Below are 15,342 nucleotides of genomic sequence, written 5' to 3'. Positions count from 1 at the left end.
TTAATCATTTAACATCTTCAATTTGTCAGCGGTGTTTTCTATTTTTGTCTGCAAACAAAAGTAAATTCACAGATGAATCTTCACGAATATCAAGGAAAAGAGATTTTAGCCAGTTTTGGAGTTAGAATCCAACGAGGAATTGTTGCCCACAACGCCAAAGAAGCAGTAGACGCTGCAAAACAACTTACAGAGGAAACCGGGACCGGATGGCACGTAATAAAAGCGCAAGTGCATGCCGGTGGCCGTGGTAAGGGCGGTGGCGTAAAATTGGCCAAAAACTTGAAAGAAGTGGAAGAACTAGCAGGTAACATTATTGGGATGAACCTTGTTACCCCACAAACATCTGCCGAAGGTAAAAAAGTACATCAGGTATTGGTGGCCGAAGATGTGTACTACCCGGGAGACAGTGAAACCAGCGAGTTTTACATGTCCGTTCTGTTGAACAGGGGAACCGGAAGAAACATGATCATGTATTCTACCGAAGGAGGTATGGATATAGAAGAGGTGGCAGAAAAGACCCCTCATTTGATCTTTACCGAAGAAATTGATCCCGGAATGGGGCTTTTGCCTTTCCAAGCTAGAAGGATAGCCTTTAATTTAGGATTGTCCGGTACAGCTTTCAAGGAGATGGTGAAATTTGTAATGTCCCTGTACAAGGCTTATGAGGAAAGCGATGCCAGTCTTTTTGAGATAAATCCGGTATTGAAGACTTCGGACGATAAAATCATGGCTGTAGACGCCAAAGTATCCATTGATGACAATGCGCTTTACAGAAGAAAGGCTTATGCTGAAATGCGTGACCTTCGCGAAGAAAACCCGATCGAGGTTGAAGCGCGTGAAGTCGGCTTGAACTATGTTGATTTGGATGGCAACGTAGGTTGTATGGTAAACGGCGCCGGATTGGCAATGGCTACCATGGACTTGATCAAAATGGCAGGAGGGGAACCGGCAAACTTCTTGGATGTAGGTGGTACTGCAGACGCCAAAAGGGTTGAGGAGGCATTCCGTATTATCCTAAAGGATCCCAATGTAAAAGCAATCCTTATCAATATTTTTGGAGGTATAGTTCGTTGCGACCGTGTGGCGCAGGGCGTTGTAGATGCTTATAAAAACATGGGAGATGCCATACAGGTACCGATTATTGTTAGGCTTCAGGGAACAAATGCCGAATTGGCCAAAGAAATCATTGACAACTCCGGTTTGGCAGTACATTCTGCCGTACAGTTTAAGGAAGCTGCGGATAAAGTGGAAGAGGTTTTGAGCTAGACCCTCAGAATCCTAAAAAATGTTAAAGGGCAACGTTATCTTAACGTTGCCCTTTTTTGTTTTATTGACCCGAAAAACCGTCCTTTTTAGCGCTGACCCAACCATTGATATTTGTACTTATTTCGTTTTGAACGGTTTCCGAAAATAAGGTTTAAGGGATGGAATTTTTCTCGTGATAAAAGCCGGTATTTGCCCAAGTAGAGAGACATTAAACATTTGTTAAATCCCACTAAACCGTAACGATTTTATTTTTTGATCGTCTTATTTTTGAAGTGTCATTAAAAAGGGGCGTTAATCAAGTCCAAATATTGACAAATCGATAATCATCAATTTTAATCAAAAAACAAAGATCATGAGAAAATTAAAAACTGTATCGGTAGCGTTGGCACTATTTGCCACAATGAGTGCTTTTGCAACAGAAGACAAAAAACCAATGAAAGCAAACAATCTTTCTAGCCAGATCTACGAAATGTTGAAAGAAAATCAATTCAACGCAGATTATAGGGAAATGACTGCCGAAGTTCGCTTTATAGTGAACGAGAAGGGTGAATTGGTGGTACTTTCCGTAGAAACAAAAGATGAGATTTTAGAAGGTTTCGTGAAAAATCGTTTGAACTACAAAAAGGTGAAATTGGACAACGTAGCCCCAGGTAGGGTTTACGAACTTCCAGTACGAATTACCGCTTAAAAACGGGAATTGTTTGAGTTAGTTAGAAAAAGCCCTGAATTTCAGGGCTTTTTTATGTACTAAAACGAGGTGTTTTGGAGTTATCTAATAAAGATTGCAAACCAAAACCATCTATATGGGAACCTACAAGGAAAAATTGAGCATGCTTTCGGAGATGATTGCCTTTGCCAGGGTAGATCATTCCTTGAAACGGTCGGAGTATGGTTTTTTGCTGCAAGTAGCCCGAAGTTTGGGTGTTAGTAAAGATATTTTTGATGGTCTGTTAAAGGAAAAATCCCCAAAAGTACGCCTAAAAACCCAAGCGGAGCGAATTGTACAATTCCATAGGCTTATTCTTCTCATGAACATAGATCAGGAGCAGCACAAAAAAGAAATCAATACACTTTACAATATAGGGCTTAAAATGGGTTTGCCTCCAACAGCCATTAGTCAGGTTTTAGAGGTGATGCACCGCTATCCCAACAAAATTGTTCCGCCAGATGTGCTTATCAATATCTTCAAGGCACATTACAATTGATGTCAAAATGACATGCAATTTCATTTAAATCATGCCATATAGACATGTTTTTTCTATTGGTATAGGTTTTGACTTATACAAGCTGATTTAAATGTTTAACTAAAATTGAATCGCCATGAGTATAGTAAAAAGAAACAACCTGTTTTTCCCATCCTTGATGAACGATTTTATGGGTCCTGATTGGTTCGGTGGAACAGAAAAGTGGAATACTTCTGTGCCCGCTGTGAATATAAAGGAAAATACCGAAGGTTTTGAATTGGAACTTGCCGTTCCTGGCATGAAAAAAGATGATTTTACCGTTGAGGTGGACAATGATGTGTTGACCATATCCAGTGAAGTGAAAACTGAAAACGAGGAAAACAAAGACAACTACACAAGAAAAGAGTTTTCCTTTACTTCTTTTAAAAGAGCCTTTACATTGCCTGAAACTGTAGATGGATCTAAAATCGACGCCAAGTACGAAGATGGAATATTGAAATTGACATTGCCCAAAAAACAAGAGGCATTGCCAAAACCAAAACGATTGATTGAAATAGGATAAGACATTAGAACACCAACTATAGGTGTTTCATGATGGTTGGATTAGTTGGTTAGTTTGAGGCGCGCCCCTGCATTAGCGGGGGCGCGTTTTTTATTCCTTCTCCTGAAGCATTTTGATTTCGTCCCGAAGCTTGGCCGCTTCCATAAAGTTGAGTTCTTTGGCGGCTTTTTCCATAGCCTTTCTTTTCTCCCTGATCAATTTTTCTTTTTGGTCTTCGGTTATATAATCAAGGTCTAGTTCTGCTGCCCGTAGCTCCTCCTTTTGGAAGTGATAGGTGGAAACCGAATTTTTGGCCAGGGCACTGTCCAGATTTTTCTTCAATGCCGTTGGGGTTATGTTGTGTTCCTTGTTGTAGGAAATCTGTTTGTCCCTACGGTAATTGGTCTCATCAATGGTTTTTTGCATGCTATCGGTAATCTTGTCTGCATACATGATGGCCTTTCCGTTGAGGTTTCGAGCTGCACGACCCACCGTCTGCGTCAATGAACGGTTGCTGCGCAAAAAACCTTCTTTGTCCGCATCCAGTATGGCTACAAGCGATACTTCGGGCAAATCCAAACCTTCGCGCAAAAGATTGACCCCAATGAGAACATCAAACAAACCTTTGCGCAAGTCCTGCATAATTTCCACCCGTTCCAAGGTATCCACATCACTATGGATGTAACGGCACCTAACATCAATTCTGGACAGGTACTTGGTAAGTTCCTCCGCCATACGTTTGGTAAGCGTGGTCACCAAAGTACGTTCGTCCTGTTCCACCCGCTGTTGAATTTCTTCCACGAGGTCATCAATTTGGTTTTCACTGGGGCGCACCTCGATTACGGGATCCAATAAACCTGTTGGTCGGATAATCTGTTCCACATAGACCCCTTCGCTCAGCTCCAGTTCGTAATCGGCCGGGGTGGCACTTACGTAAATCACTTGGTTCTGAAGCGTTTCAAATTCTTCAAACTTTAATGGACGGTTATCCATGGCCGCAGGTAAACGGAAACCATATTCCACCAAATTCTCTTTTCTGGATCGGTCCCCGCCGTACATGGCATGTACCTGGGGTATGGTTACATGGCTTTCATCAATTACCATAAGGTAATCATCAGGGAAATAATCCAACAAACAGAAAGGTCTGGTGCCGGGTTTTCTTCCATCCAAGTACCTTGAATAATTTTCGATTCCGGAGCAATAACCCAGCTCACGAATCATTTCCAAGTCAAAATTGGTGCGCTCCTCCAAGCGTTTTGCTTCCAGTGGACGACCAATTTCCTTAAAATAGTCTATCTGCTTCACAAGATCGTCCTGAATTTCCTTTATCGCATTTTGAAGCACATCGGGAGAGGTGACGAACATGTTTGCCGGATAGATGTTCAAGGTTTCGTAAATTTCAATGACTTTATTGTTGTGGGGATCCAATGCTTCAATCTCCTCAATTTCATCACCAAAAAAGTGAATCCGGAAAGCATGATCGGCATAGCCGGGAAACACATCAACAACATCTCCCTTCACCCTAAAGTTTCCGTTTCTAAAATCTGCTGTTGTACGGGCATACAGGCTCTGAACCAATTGTTTTAAAAACTTGGTTCGCGATATTACTTGGTCCCGATGGATGGTAATCACGTTCTTTTGGAACTCTACGGGGTTACCAATACCGTACAGACAGGAAACAGAGGCTACCACGAGCACATCCCGTCTGCCTGACAGGAGGGAAGAGGTAGTGCTCAACCGTAATTTTTCTATATCCTCGTTTATGGAAAGGTCTTTTTCAATGTAAAGTCCACTCGTTGGAATATAGGCTTCGGGCTGATAATAGTCGTAATAGGAAACAAAGTATTCCACCGCATTGTTGGGAAAAAATTGCTTGAATTCCGAGTACAATTGTGCCGCCAAGGTCTTGTTGTGCGCCAAAACCAAGGTTGGGCGCTGAACGGATTCCACCACATTGGCCACGGTAAACGTTTTGCCCGATCCGGTTACCCCGAGCAAGGTTTGGTGCCGGGCTTTGGACTCGACGCCCTCAACCAACTGTTTTATGGCTTCGGGTTGATCGCCCGTAGGCTTAAAGCCAGATACTACCTCAAATTTCATTCGATAAAAATACTAAAGGTAGATGCTAAATTGAAGCAATGCTTGAATATTATTATCCGATGGCACTACAAATCACGTTTCTTCAACAGTGTGTAGGACAAATAGATGAAAACAGCTGTCCAGATCATAACGATCAAGAACTCGTACCAATACACATGGTAGTCGAACTTCATGTTCTCCCCGATCTGTTGCCCTATGTTCTGTACCGCTGAAAGCCTTGTAAAAGGCTCTTTGATCAGGTTGGACATGGATTCCAAAGGGAAGAACCGTTTTACCGCTTTTGCAGCTTCCCAACTCATTACTTTCCAGCCCAGCAAACCAAATACCACTTGTTCCAGAATGGTCCAAAGAATGAGAAAGCCAAGGGCAAAGGCCGATCGCTTTACCAAAATGCCCAAGAAAAGACAGAATGAGAAAAAACCCACCAGTTTAAAAAAGAATGCAGGTAGAAACTCCATATCCGAAAATATGATGGAGGCCTCGTTGTAGTCTGAATATACAAGTCCAAGAATCATGGAGACCACGAACACAAAAATTGTGGATATTAGGGCAAAGGAAATTACCGTGAGTACTTTGGAAAGGATAAACTCCCTTTTCGACAGGCCATCGATCAAGTTTTGTTTAATGGTTTTGTTGCTGTACTCATTGGACATCATGGAGACGATTACAATGGCCAAAAACAGTTTGAACAATGCCGTGACAAAGGTATTGAAGTGCCAAATATACGGGAAGTTGAAAATCCCTTGGTCCGCCAAGTGGAATTGGACCGGGCCAATATCAAACTTAATGGCGGCAATAAGTGCAATGGATGTCAAAAGCACAAAATAGGAGATAATAAGCACCTTACTGGCCCTATTGTTCCAAAGTTTTATAAATTCTATTTGTAAAAGACGTAACATTCGTTTTTTGATTATGGATTCTTGGTCAAGGTTAAAAATTGTTCTTCGAGGCTCTCTTTCCGTTTTACAAGATGGGACAGTACAACCCCTTTATCGAATAGCATCTTGTTTAAACTTTCCGCATCCATTTCTTCCTTTAAATAAGCGGTAAGGGTTCCATTGAAGTTTTCGATTTTTCCAAAACTGGCACTTTTTTCCAGTAATTCCTTTAATTGGTCAATATCGTTGGACCTTAGTTCAAAAAAGCCGTGGCTCGCCAGCATACTATCTACGGGGCCGGAGTACAAACTTTCGCCTTTTCGGAGAATGATGACGTGGGAACACACTTTTTCCACCTCGTCCAATAAGTGGGAGGCCAATAAAATGGTGGTACCTTGACGTGCAATTTTTTTGATGATCTCACGTATTTGGTGAATCCCCTGCGGGTCCAAACCATTGGTGGGCTCGTCCAAAATAAGAATCTCTGGGTCGTTGAGCAGGGCAGAAGCGATGGCCATACGCTGTTTCATACCCAGCGAATAGGTTTTGAACTTGCTGTTGCGACGGTCCCATAACCCTACCAGCTCCAGTTTTTCCTGAATCTTGGTTTCTGGTACATCCTTGATTTTGCAGACCAACCTTAAATTTTGGATGGCGTTCATGTACGGGTAAAAGTTGGGGCGCTCAATAATGGCACCAACTTTTTTAAGGGCTTCATGTGTGGACATTGTGCCATCGAACCAGCCAAAATCTCCAGAAGTGCGGTTCACCACGTTTAAAATAATTCCTAATGTGGTCGACTTGCCACTCCCATTGGGTCCCAGTATGCCATACACATTTCCTTTTTCTATGGTAAAGGAAAGATCCTTGACAGCTGTGAGGTAACCAAATTTTTTGGTAAGATGGTTAACGGTCAGTATTGTTTCCAAGATATGCTATCGTTTTTTGAATGGTTTATACTAACTTGACGAAGTATATTGCAATTTGTTACAAAATAATCGAATACAATGTCGGAAGAAAAATTGATGTCGAAAAAGAAACCTGCCTATCCCATAAGCAAGGATTTGGATAAATATTTGAAATATTACAATCGAAAAATAGAGATTCCCATCCACTACGATGACCTGCTTCGTTTTTCGGGAAGTGTTGCCGTGTACGATGCCAACGATGAAGATACCCTTTGGGTAAGGGTGTTCTATCCAGAGTTTGACCGCGATGAAATCGACCTTGCCCTAAAGCGTGTCTACTCCAGTTTTGTTTCGGATGGAAGCGATTCCATTTTCCCCTATTTAAATGTGGATTATGTGGACTATTGCACTTTTGGGAACTCCAAGCCATTCAGGATAAAGGTGCGTAACATTTTGAACGATAACTATACCCTGTTCTATGTAAAAAAGACAGATGCATCCCGTGTATATGGCTTGGAGCTTGAACACATGCTATCTCCGTACAACCTCAATTTTGTGATTTACGAAAATACCTTGATAGAAGAACACATTGTTGGTATACCAGGGGATGTTTTTATGAAGAAAAATCTGCCCAAGTGCACCGAATTCGACAAAGCTCAGATTGCCAAGGAATTCGTGAAATTCAATGAACGATGCATGATCCGTTTGCTGGGCGATATGCGTTCCTATAATTATGTTATAGTTCCTACCCACGATTTTGATAGTGTGGTCTATAAGATAAGGGCCATAGATTTTGACCAACAATGCTATGAAGGAAAAATAAAAGTGTACCGCCCCCAATTTTTTAAGGAGAATAAAACAATGGTCGATTTGGTCCAGGATAAATTGACCATTGATTCCGTAAACCAGTATATTGTAGAGGAGCGTTCCATCATTGCCAAAAGAATATTGAGCTGGGGTAGAAGACTTAAGCGACTATTGGATGTATGCAAAGAAGACACCATTGCCCCGCCAGAAAATATAGAAATGCTTAAAACTCAATTGTTGGAGCTAACGGGGGACATTAACTTTAGGGATAGCAACACCATGGGAGAGGTATTGATCCACGCCCTGGATTTTGTGAAGCGAAACTACGAGGATGTAAGTATGAAACAGATTATAGAAAAGAAATTCTAACTTTTCTGTTCCTTGTTGAAATAAACAAGGTAGTAATACATCTGCCTTTCCTCGTCCCAACCTTTTTCCACAAATTTTTCCGCGGATTCCGGGTTGATGAAATCCATCTTTATTTGTATGTTGGTATCTAAGTTGATGACGTTCTTTATCTTCTTACGGGCGTCGCTCACCGCCTTGTTGGCAATATCAAAATTGGAAACGTCCTCAATGCTGTATTTTGGCCCTTTTTCCACCTTGTAGTGCTTAAACTCGGGAATCAACTCCGGATTTTCCATAACCTCGTTCAAAAATGAGGTTTCCTCAAAATTGTCGTTTTTGGCAAAGTGGTTCACAGCACGGTTCATGAACATTACCTCCTGTTGTTTGTCCTCGGCAGGCAAAACCACATCTTTTGCAAAGTTTTGACAGAATTTAAGGTAATTCTTGGTATAAAAGTTTTCATCCGTTAATGGGGCAACGCCCAAAAAGTTCTCCAACCAATATTTGGCGTCATATCGATTGCTGTCCACCGATAGCACTTTGTAACCTTCTTCCTTGCCCACGTTGAACACAATACAGCCCTTGTCCAGTTTGTTGATGTTGATTCCTTGGCGAATCAAAATCTCCAAGTTGTGTTCCTTTTCCTCAAATTGAAGGAAATCGTGCTTCAATTCACTTTTAAAAATACCTACGGCATCCGTTTTTTGGTTGTCGATCACCATATCGGAAAAATGGACCACATAAACCTCCCCACTTTTTATATGCGGATGGTTGGATTGTTCATATAGGTGTGTGGTAATTTTTTTGGACAACCTATGGGTATCGGACGGGGTTTCGAAAATTTCCGTGACCGCTGTACAGACCTCATTGAATTCCAAGTCCACTTCTTGATTGAACTTATAATAGTTTTCCTCCTTTTCCCTGAAAGGCTTAAAGAAATATTCCTTTAGCAAACCGGCCATTTCATCGTTGAGCGAAAAAGGCTCTGCGGACAAAAAAGCGGATTCGTTTTTACTTTTATTGCCTACACGGTGAAGCGAAATGCTTTCGATCTGGGCGGAATATAGGTTTAGCATTTTTAGGTAAAGTGTTAAGGGTTAAAACTTAGGTGAAGCGTTCTTTTAATTCCAGTTTTCGTCAAAGTCCATATCGTCGTACCTATCTAGGAGATCGTCAAAATCACCTTCATCATCGCTGGGCTTTGCCTCAAACTGCTTTTCTGGAGGGGCATCGGGCAGTTCACCAAAGGTGAACAGCAGGTTCGGGTATACCTTGCCATCTTCTTTGTCAACAATATCGGCCAATTCCACAAAAAAGGTCCACATGCTAAAAAAGTCGTACACATAGATCATTTTTGGATTGTCCTCCGTTAAAACATCGTCAAGGGATGTGTCGTTCATCAATCGGATATCGGAACCGCTCTCGCTCATGTCAAAGAGGGCAATTTCCTCATCTTGGTTCCATTCTTCATCACAGGTGTAAAAGGAGGCCATTTCACTCCCTTCAAAACCAAAAGCTTGGGTTATGGCATTGTGGAAATCCTCCAAATTACTTTGGTCTTCAATTTCGATATCGCGAAAGATATCTTCCTCAGCATCAAGTATTATCCTGATTTTATAAATCATCCATAAAATTTTAGAGTGGGCACAAAGGTACAATAATAGACCTTATTTGGCGAACCTATGCAAAGTAAAAGTCATAGCTGCCAAAAGGAAAAATGCACCGATTTGATGCGCAATTCCCAACCAAAGGGGAACGGCATAAATTAATGTAAACACACCCAATACAAATTGTACAAAAACCAATATCAGCAAGGATTTCAATCCTTTTTCTTGAAGTGGTGTTGTCTGTATTTTTCGTGTTCTGTACCAAATCAACGCAATAAAACCAACTACAGCATAAGCTAGGTATCGGTGTACAAACTGTACCCCGCTTTTCCCTTCATAAAAGTTTTTGATCAGGGGTTGTTGCTCAATGTACACGGTTTCGTGCATCAGTTTGCCTTCGTTCATCAAGGGCCAATGGTTGTGTATAAAACCTGCGTCCAAACCTGCCACAAAGGCACCCCAGATAATCTGTAACAAGAGGAGGACAAGTCCAACTCGAACCAGGTTCCTGATTTTTATATTGATTTCTTTTTTATTTGGGTAAATGAGATCCAAGGCTACCCACAAACTATAGGCAAAGGTGAGAAATGCGGTGGTCAAGTGAGCCGCCAACCTATAGTGGGATACATCGGGACGGTCCACAAGACCACTTTTTACCATGTACCAACCCAAAAAGCCCTGGAATCCGCCCATAAAGAGCAAAATCAAACATTTTTTTATCGTGGGTCTGTCCAATTTTTTGGTGAACAAAAAGTATAAGAACGGCAAAATGAATACCACGCCGATAAATCTACCTATAACCCTGTGCAGCCATTCCCAGAAGTAGATGTCCTTAAACTCCTCGATTCCGAAGTGATAGTTGAGTTTTTGGTACTCAGGGTATTGTTTGTACAGTTCAAATGCCTCTTGCCATTCCTGCTCGTTCATTGGCGGTATGGTGCCCTGTATCAGTTTATAATCGGAAATGGAAAGTCCGGAATGGGTGAGCCGTGTAATGCCCCCCACCAAAACCATCACAAAAATCAGAAAGCATCCTGTTAACAACCAATACACTACATATTTGTTCTTTTTCATTCGGAGTGGACTTTTAGATTCATTTTTTTGCCTTTTTCCAACATAAAATGGTAGGCGGCTTCATACTCGTTGGGAATTTCTCCCTCTAGAATGGCTTCTTTGATGGCGTCTTTTATAATTCCAATTTCTTTTGAGGGCTTTAGGTTGAAGGTTTTCATAATCTCTTCACCAGAAACGGGCGGTTGAAAGTTTCGGATGTGGTCCCTTTCCTCTACTTCGACTATTTTTTGACGGACTATCTTAAAATTGTTCTTGTACTTTTTCTGTTTACGCGGGTTCTTGGTTGTAATGTCGGCCTCGCACAAAGTCATCAGATCTTCCACAGAATCGCCCGCATCAAAAACCAATCGCCTTACGGCGGAATCGGTTACATGGTCCTCGGATAGTATGATGGGCCTTGAACTCATCAACACCATTTTTTGAACGAACTTCATTTTCTCGTTCAAAGGCATTCGCAACCTTTTAAAGAGTTTGTATACCATTTTTGCTCCCACGAATTCGTGTGCATGAAAGGTCCAACCAATTTTTTCATGGAATTTTTTTGTGGGCGCCTTTCCGATGTCGTGCAACAATGCGGCCCAGCGCAACCAAAGGTTGTCGGTGGTTTCAGCAATATTGTCCACCACCTCCAAGGTATGCCAAAAGTTGTCCTTGTGGCGTTGTCCTTCCTTTTCCTCTATTCCCTGTAGAGCCGTCAATTCAGGTAGGATCAATGGAAGAAGTTCTGTTTGGTGCATCAATTTGAAACCCACGGAGGGCTTGGAGCTCATCAAAATTTTGTGGAGTTCGTCCACGATACGTTCCTTGGAAACTATTTTGATGCGGTCTTTGTTTTCCGTAATGGCCCGGAGCGATTGCAGTTCAATGGTAAAATGCAGTTGTGTGGCAAATCGAACGGCCCGCATCATCCGTAAGGGATCATCGGAATAAGTAATGCCGGGCTCCAAAGGTGTCCGGATAATTTTTCGGTCCAAATCGGCCAAACCGTCAAAAGGATCCAAAAGCTCCCCAAAATTGGATTCATTTAAAGCCAAGGCCATGGCATTTATGGTGAAATCGCGACGGTTTTGGTCATCTTCCAAGGTGCCATCTTCCACAATGGGTTTTCGGCTATCGCGATTATAACTTTCTTTTCGGGCACCCACAAATTCAAGCTCCAAATCCTTGTGCTTGATCATGGCGGTGCCAAAATTCTTGAACACGGAAATTTCTGGTTTGCCCTTCAGTTTGGAGGCCACCTTTTTGGCAAGTTCTATTCCACTGCCAATGGCGACAATGTCTATGTCCTTTGGGGTGTTTCGTTTTAAAAAGTAATCACGCACAAACCCGCCGATTACATAAGAATCCACTCCCAGCTCGTCCGAAGCTTCGCCAATAAGTTTAAAAATAGGATGTTGTATTGCCTTTGTATGGAATTCCTTCGCCATTATTATTCCCGAATAACCTTCACCTGTCCGTCTGTACTCAATTTAATGATGGAGGATGGGGAAGGGTTTATATTTTCATCGGGCAAATTTACCACATAGTCCACTCCTTTTAAAATTTCTTCATCAATATCCTTGAATTGTTTTGGGGTAGGATTCCCCGAAATATTGGCGGATGTGGAAACTATCGGTTTTCTGAATTTATTGATGAGATATTGGCAGAATTTATCGGAAGCCACCCGGATAGCCAATGTATTATCTTTAGCTATCAGATTGCCGGCAATGCCGATGGGATTGTCAAACACAATGGTGGTGGGTTTTGTGGCCAAGTCCATAATATCGTAGGCCACATCGGGCACTTCCTTAACATGGCGCTCCAGCATAGCCTGGTTGGCCACCAAACAGATGAGGGCTTTGGTATCTTCCCTTTTTTTGAGGGCGTATACTTTTTTAACGGCTTCGGGGTTGGTGGCATCGCAGCCTATGCCCCAGACCGTATCGGTAGGGTAGAGGATGAGCCCGCCTTCTTGCAGTATTTTATTGCAGTTGTTGATTTCTTCAATCAATGTTCTCGAATTTTAGATTAAAATGGTTGGTTAAGGCCATCCATTGTGTCCTGTTTTTGTCCATTCCAATATTCCCTTTTTTCAAGGAAACCTTTTGTGAACCCCAAATTGGGATGGGGTCTTTTCCGGTATTTCCGGCTTGTATTGAAACAGTATTTCTTAAAAGTCCCATGGCCTTAAACCATAGATCATCGGCATGTGGAACAAGCTTTAAGAATAGGTCTTTGTCAAAAACCTGTTCATGCATGGTGTTGGGTGGGTAAAAAGTACCCCCAGCACCAATGGGCAATGTTAATTCAGGGTTTTCACAGCCCGATCCACTCGGTTTCCATTGCCTGTACGGGAGCGGTTCCCCTGATTCATCATAAGCAATGCACCGGGTTTGATTGGCAATGATTTTATCTGGATGCCCTTGATGGGCTTCATACAGTTTTGAAAGCCAGTTTTTCCGGTACATCATATCATCATCACAAGTGATGATGGCTTTTTTTGGATAATGCTTAAGAGGTTCTACAAGTTTTCTATGTGAACTGTAATAGTCCGTAAATTCAATAGTGAACAAGTCTCCAATCAGCCCATTAAGTTTTTTTGGGATTTTTCCCCTTAAATCATTGTGCAACCAAAGCACGATTTTTTCCGGTAACACATCTTGATCCAGCAAACTCCGAATGGTGAGGTGTACAATGTTTAATCTTGATGGGATTGAAGCCAATGAAACTATTACCGGAACCTGCTTTTTATCGGACGTAAGCTTTTCCTTGGATTGCCAAGCCAACTTAGCTTGATGAAAAAGTGAAACAGGGATTTCTTTGACCTTCATTTTGGAAGTTTAGAATCACAAAATTAAGGATATGAGATAACATTTAATATTTCTATTTTTGCCCAGATGAACCAAAAGGAAATGGAATCACCGAAAATATCAGTAATTGTAAGCACTTATAACGCCGAAGAGTGGCTGAAAAAAGTGCTGTGGGGGTTCAACTGCCAAATTTTCAAGGATTTTGAAGTGGTTGTTGCCGATGATGGTTCCGGTCCCAAAACCAAGGAGTTAGTGGAAGAGATGTCCAAAAGGGTTTTTTACAATATTATCCATGTGTGGCAAGAGGACGACGGGTTCCAAAAGTCAAGAATTCTCAATAAGGCAGTGGAGGCGTGCAATGCCGATTATATTATTATGACAGATGGTGACTGCATTCCACGGGAAGATTTTGTTGAGGTCCACTACATTAACAAAGAACCTGGATACTTTATTTCTGGCGGGTACTATATGCTGCCCATGAACATTTCCAAAATGATTACCCTTGAAGATATTGAAAACCAGCATTGTTTTAATATTCATTGGCTCAAGGAAAAAGGTATTCCAAAGACTTTTAAGAACAACAAACTCACGGCAAATGGAATTGTTTCCAAGTTGTTGAATACTTTCACTCCGACCAATGCCAGCTGGAACGGTCATAATTCATCGGGTTGGAAAAAGGATATTTTAAACGTGAACGGTTTTGACGAACGTATGCAGTACGGTGGGCAGGATCGTGAATTGGGGGAGCGTTTGTTCAATTTTGGGATAAAATCGAAACAGTTACGTTATAGTGCGGTCTGCGTGCACTTAGATCATAAAAGGGGATATAAAACACCTGAATCCATTGCCAAGAACCAAGCCATTAGAAAGGAGACCAAATCCAATAAAATGGTTTGGACCCACTATGGCATTACCAAATAATAGGCAAGCTCGTTCTTTTTTTCCAATCGTTTTAACGTTTTGAACCTTTCAAGGACACCAAGGGCGTTCAAGTAACAAATGGTCCATCCTTTTTTGCCATCCAAAAATCCGAGGCGTAGAATGTAATGGTTGAAGAATTTCCAGATAGGTTTTACTGTCATCAAAAGGTAATTGAAATGCTTTTCCCTGTAAAAGTCTTCTTTGGCCTTTAATCTGCCATACTTGAGCATTTTACCTTTATAGTCTTCATAATCTTTGTAGCAGAAATGAATCAATTTTTCCTTTAGAATGCCAGACTTGCCATCGACAACCAAAGTTTCGTGCACAATTTTTCTATCGGTGAAATGAGCTTTGCTCCTTCGGAACAGTCTATAATTTTTGTCGGTCTGCCATCCGCTAAAATTTAGAGGCTCGTTTTGGAACATAAACTTTCTATAAAACCAATATGCTTCTTGGGCATTTGGGCTGTTTATGGTGTCGATAATTTCTTTTTGAAGACTCTCTGTAACCACCTCGTCCGCATCCAAAAACAAGACCCAATCATTTGTCGCCTGTTTAAGTGTGAACGATTTTTGGGCCGTAAAATTTTCAAAAGGGTTTTGAATCACCTTTACTTTGGGATGGTCCAAAAGATACTCGTAAGTACCATCGGTACTGTAGGAATCAACCACTAAAATTTCATCGGCAAAGGAAACGGAGTCGATACATTTTTCAATGTATCCCATTTCATTGTAGGTAATCACAAGTGCTGATATTTTTTGCCTTGGGGTGCTCAATTCAGCCATAATTTATTGGTGTGGTGTTTAATTTGTACAAAGCTATAACAAAAAATCAGCGAAAAAATTGTTTGAACGTTTCTTTTTCTTACAAAGAATCGGCCCCTCAATTTCCCTGCTTACTTTCCGCTAAAACAATAATT

16 protein-coding genes are annotated in these 15,342 nt (G+C 41.5%); 6 read left to right on the top strand and 10 right to left on the bottom strand.

Going from position 1 to position 15,342, the window contains the following annotated elements; translation table 11 throughout:
- The first annotated feature begins 72 nt into the window (after window positions 1–72).
- The 4 genes from sucC to VM932_RS06210 all read left to right on the top strand — a co-directional run bounded on the left by sucC (window position 73) and on the right by VM932_RS06210 (window position 3,012).
- On the top strand, window positions 73–1,266 hold the full coding sequence (gene sucC, locus VM932_RS06225) for an ADP-forming succinate--CoA ligase subunit beta (RefSeq protein WP_326277861.1): 1,194 nt from the start codon (window positions 73–75) through the stop codon (window positions 1,264–1,266).
- A 352-nt stretch (window positions 1,267–1,618) separates the two neighbouring features.
- A complete protein-coding gene (locus VM932_RS06220; protein WP_326277859.1) occupies window positions 1,619–1,954 on the top strand; it encodes a hypothetical protein in 336 nt (111 codons plus the stop codon).
- 115 nt (window positions 1,955–2,069) lie between these two features.
- Window positions 2,070–2,471: a TerB family tellurite resistance protein gene (locus VM932_RS06215; protein WP_326277857.1), complete on the top strand. Its 402-nt coding sequence runs from the start codon at window positions 2,070–2,072 to the stop codon at window positions 2,469–2,471.
- Between the two features lie 115 nt (window positions 2,472–2,586).
- A complete protein-coding gene (locus VM932_RS06210; protein ID WP_326277855.1) occupies window positions 2,587–3,012 on the top strand; it encodes an Hsp20/alpha crystallin family protein in 426 nt (141 codons plus the stop codon).
- A gap of 90 nt (window positions 3,013–3,102) precedes the next feature.
- Here the strand turns inward: VM932_RS06210 and uvrB are convergent, their stop codons facing one another.
- The 3 genes from uvrB to VM932_RS06195 all read right to left on the bottom strand — a co-directional run bounded on the left by uvrB (window position 3,103) and on the right by VM932_RS06195 (window position 6,898).
- On the bottom strand, window positions 3,103–5,091 hold the full coding sequence (gene uvrB / locus VM932_RS06205) for an excinuclease ABC subunit UvrB (protein ID WP_326277853.1): 1,989 nt from the start codon (window positions 5,089–5,091) through the stop codon (window positions 3,103–3,105).
- A 65-nt stretch (window positions 5,092–5,156) separates the two neighbouring features.
- On the bottom strand, window positions 5,157–5,990 hold the full coding sequence (locus VM932_RS06200; protein ID WP_326277851.1) for an ABC transporter permease: 834 nt from the start codon (window positions 5,988–5,990) through the stop codon (window positions 5,157–5,159).
- A gap of 11 nt (window positions 5,991–6,001) precedes the next feature.
- Complete coding sequence (locus VM932_RS06195; protein ID WP_326277849.1) at window positions 6,002–6,898, bottom strand: ABC transporter ATP-binding protein; 897 nt, start codon at window positions 6,896–6,898, stop codon at window positions 6,002–6,004.
- Window positions 6,899–6,976: 78 nt separating this feature from the next.
- Here VM932_RS06195 and VM932_RS06190 point away from each other — a divergent pair, with 78 nt between their 5' ends.
- Window positions 6,977–8,053: a hypothetical protein gene (locus tag VM932_RS06190; RefSeq protein ID WP_326277847.1), complete on the top strand. Its 1,077-nt coding sequence runs from the start codon at window positions 6,977–6,979 to the stop codon at window positions 8,051–8,053.
- Here VM932_RS06190 and VM932_RS06185 read toward each other — a convergent pair.
- From VM932_RS06185 to VM932_RS06160, 6 genes are read right to left on the bottom strand one after another with little or no spacing between them, the layout of a single operon-like run.
- Complete coding sequence (locus VM932_RS06185) at window positions 8,050–9,108, bottom strand: nucleoid-associated protein (RefSeq protein ID WP_326277845.1); 1,059 nt, start codon at window positions 9,106–9,108, stop codon at window positions 8,050–8,052. The two genes, VM932_RS06190 and VM932_RS06185, sit on opposite strands and share 4 nt — an antisense overlap.
- A gap of 45 nt (window positions 9,109–9,153) precedes the next feature.
- The gene (locus VM932_RS06180; RefSeq protein WP_326277843.1) at window positions 9,154–9,657 is read right to left on the bottom strand and encodes an IS1096 element passenger TnpR family protein; all 504 of its coding nucleotides are present in this window, start codon (window positions 9,655–9,657) and stop codon (window positions 9,154–9,156) included.
- Between the two features lie 42 nt (window positions 9,658–9,699).
- Window positions 9,700–10,713, bottom strand: coding sequence for a COX15/CtaA family protein (locus tag VM932_RS06175; RefSeq protein WP_326277841.1), 1,014 nt, complete (start codon window positions 10,711–10,713; stop codon window positions 9,700–9,702).
- Window positions 10,710–12,140, bottom strand: coding sequence for a CCA tRNA nucleotidyltransferase (locus VM932_RS06170; RefSeq protein WP_326277839.1), 1,431 nt, complete (start codon window positions 12,138–12,140; stop codon window positions 10,710–10,712). Before VM932_RS06170 ends, VM932_RS06175 begins: the two co-directional genes overlap by 4 nt.
- 2 nt (window positions 12,141–12,142) lie before the next feature.
- On the bottom strand, window positions 12,143–12,703 hold the full coding sequence (locus VM932_RS06165; protein ID WP_326277837.1) for an L-threonylcarbamoyladenylate synthase: 561 nt from the start codon (window positions 12,701–12,703) through the stop codon (window positions 12,143–12,145).
- Window positions 12,696–13,523 (bottom strand): zinc-binding alcohol dehydrogenase, encoded by an 828-nt coding sequence (locus VM932_RS06160; protein WP_326277835.1) that lies wholly within the window; start codon window positions 13,521–13,523, stop codon window positions 12,696–12,698. The genes VM932_RS06165 and VM932_RS06160 overlap by 8 nt, the downstream gene beginning before the upstream one ends.
- An 81-nt stretch (window positions 13,524–13,604) precedes the next feature.
- Here VM932_RS06160 and VM932_RS06155 point away from each other — a divergent pair, with 81 nt between their 5' ends.
- Window positions 13,605–14,423 (top strand): glycosyltransferase family 2 protein, encoded by an 819-nt coding sequence (locus tag VM932_RS06155; protein ID WP_326277833.1) that lies wholly within the window; start codon window positions 13,605–13,607, stop codon window positions 14,421–14,423.
- Here VM932_RS06155 and VM932_RS06150 read toward each other — a convergent pair.
- Window positions 14,405–15,208, bottom strand: coding sequence for a glycosyltransferase family 2 protein (locus VM932_RS06150; RefSeq protein ID WP_326277831.1), 804 nt, complete (start codon window positions 15,206–15,208; stop codon window positions 14,405–14,407). The genes VM932_RS06155 and VM932_RS06150 overlap by 19 nt on opposite strands.
- Window positions 15,209–15,342: the final 134 nt, after the last annotated feature.

This window comes from Flagellimonas halotolerans, from assembly GCF_035818535.1.
Lineage (GTDB): Bacteria > Bacteroidota > Bacteroidia > Flavobacteriales > Flavobacteriaceae > Flagellimonas > Flagellimonas halotolerans.
Note: the sequence above shows the minus strand (reverse complement) of the source record. Positions and strands in the feature narration are given on the sequence as shown.

Coding starts and splice junctions, on each gene's coding strand:
- VM932_RS06180 (WP_326277843.1), bottom strand. CDS start 9,657: ATGATTTATAAAATCAGGATAATACTTGATGCTGAGGAAGATATCTTT.
- VM932_RS06175 (WP_326277841.1), bottom strand. CDS start 10,713: ATGAAAAAGAACAAATATGTAGTGTATTGGTTGTTAACAGGATGCTTT.
- VM932_RS06190 (WP_326277847.1), top strand. CDS start 6,977: ATGTCGGAAGAAAAATTGATGTCGAAAAAGAAACCTGCCTATCCCATA.
- VM932_RS06185 (WP_326277845.1), bottom strand. CDS start 9,108: ATGCTAAACCTATATTCCGCCCAGATCGAAAGCATTTCGCTTCACCGT.
- VM932_RS06170 (WP_326277839.1), bottom strand. CDS start 12,140: ATGGCGAAGGAATTCCATACAAAGGCAATACAACATCCTATTTTTAAA.
- VM932_RS06160 (WP_326277835.1), bottom strand. CDS start 13,523: ATGAAGGTCAAAGAAATCCCTGTTTCACTTTTTCATCAAGCTAAGTTG.
- VM932_RS06220 (WP_326277859.1), top strand. CDS start 1,619: ATGAGAAAATTAAAAACTGTATCGGTAGCGTTGGCACTATTTGCCACA.
- sucC (WP_326277861.1), top strand. CDS start 73: ATGAATCTTCACGAATATCAAGGAAAAGAGATTTTAGCCAGTTTTGGA.
- VM932_RS06200 (WP_326277851.1), bottom strand. CDS start 5,990: ATGTTACGTCTTTTACAAATAGAATTTATAAAACTTTGGAACAATAGG.
- uvrB (WP_326277853.1), bottom strand. CDS start 5,091: ATGAAATTTGAGGTAGTATCTGGCTTTAAGCCTACGGGCGATCAACCC.
- VM932_RS06150 (WP_326277831.1), bottom strand. CDS start 15,208: ATGGCTGAATTGAGCACCCCAAGGCAAAAAATATCAGCACTTGTGATT.
- VM932_RS06215 (WP_326277857.1), top strand. CDS start 2,070: ATGGGAACCTACAAGGAAAAATTGAGCATGCTTTCGGAGATGATTGCC.
- VM932_RS06210 (WP_326277855.1), top strand. CDS start 2,587: ATGAGTATAGTAAAAAGAAACAACCTGTTTTTCCCATCCTTGATGAAC.
- VM932_RS06155 (WP_326277833.1), top strand. CDS start 13,605: ATGGAATCACCGAAAATATCAGTAATTGTAAGCACTTATAACGCCGAA.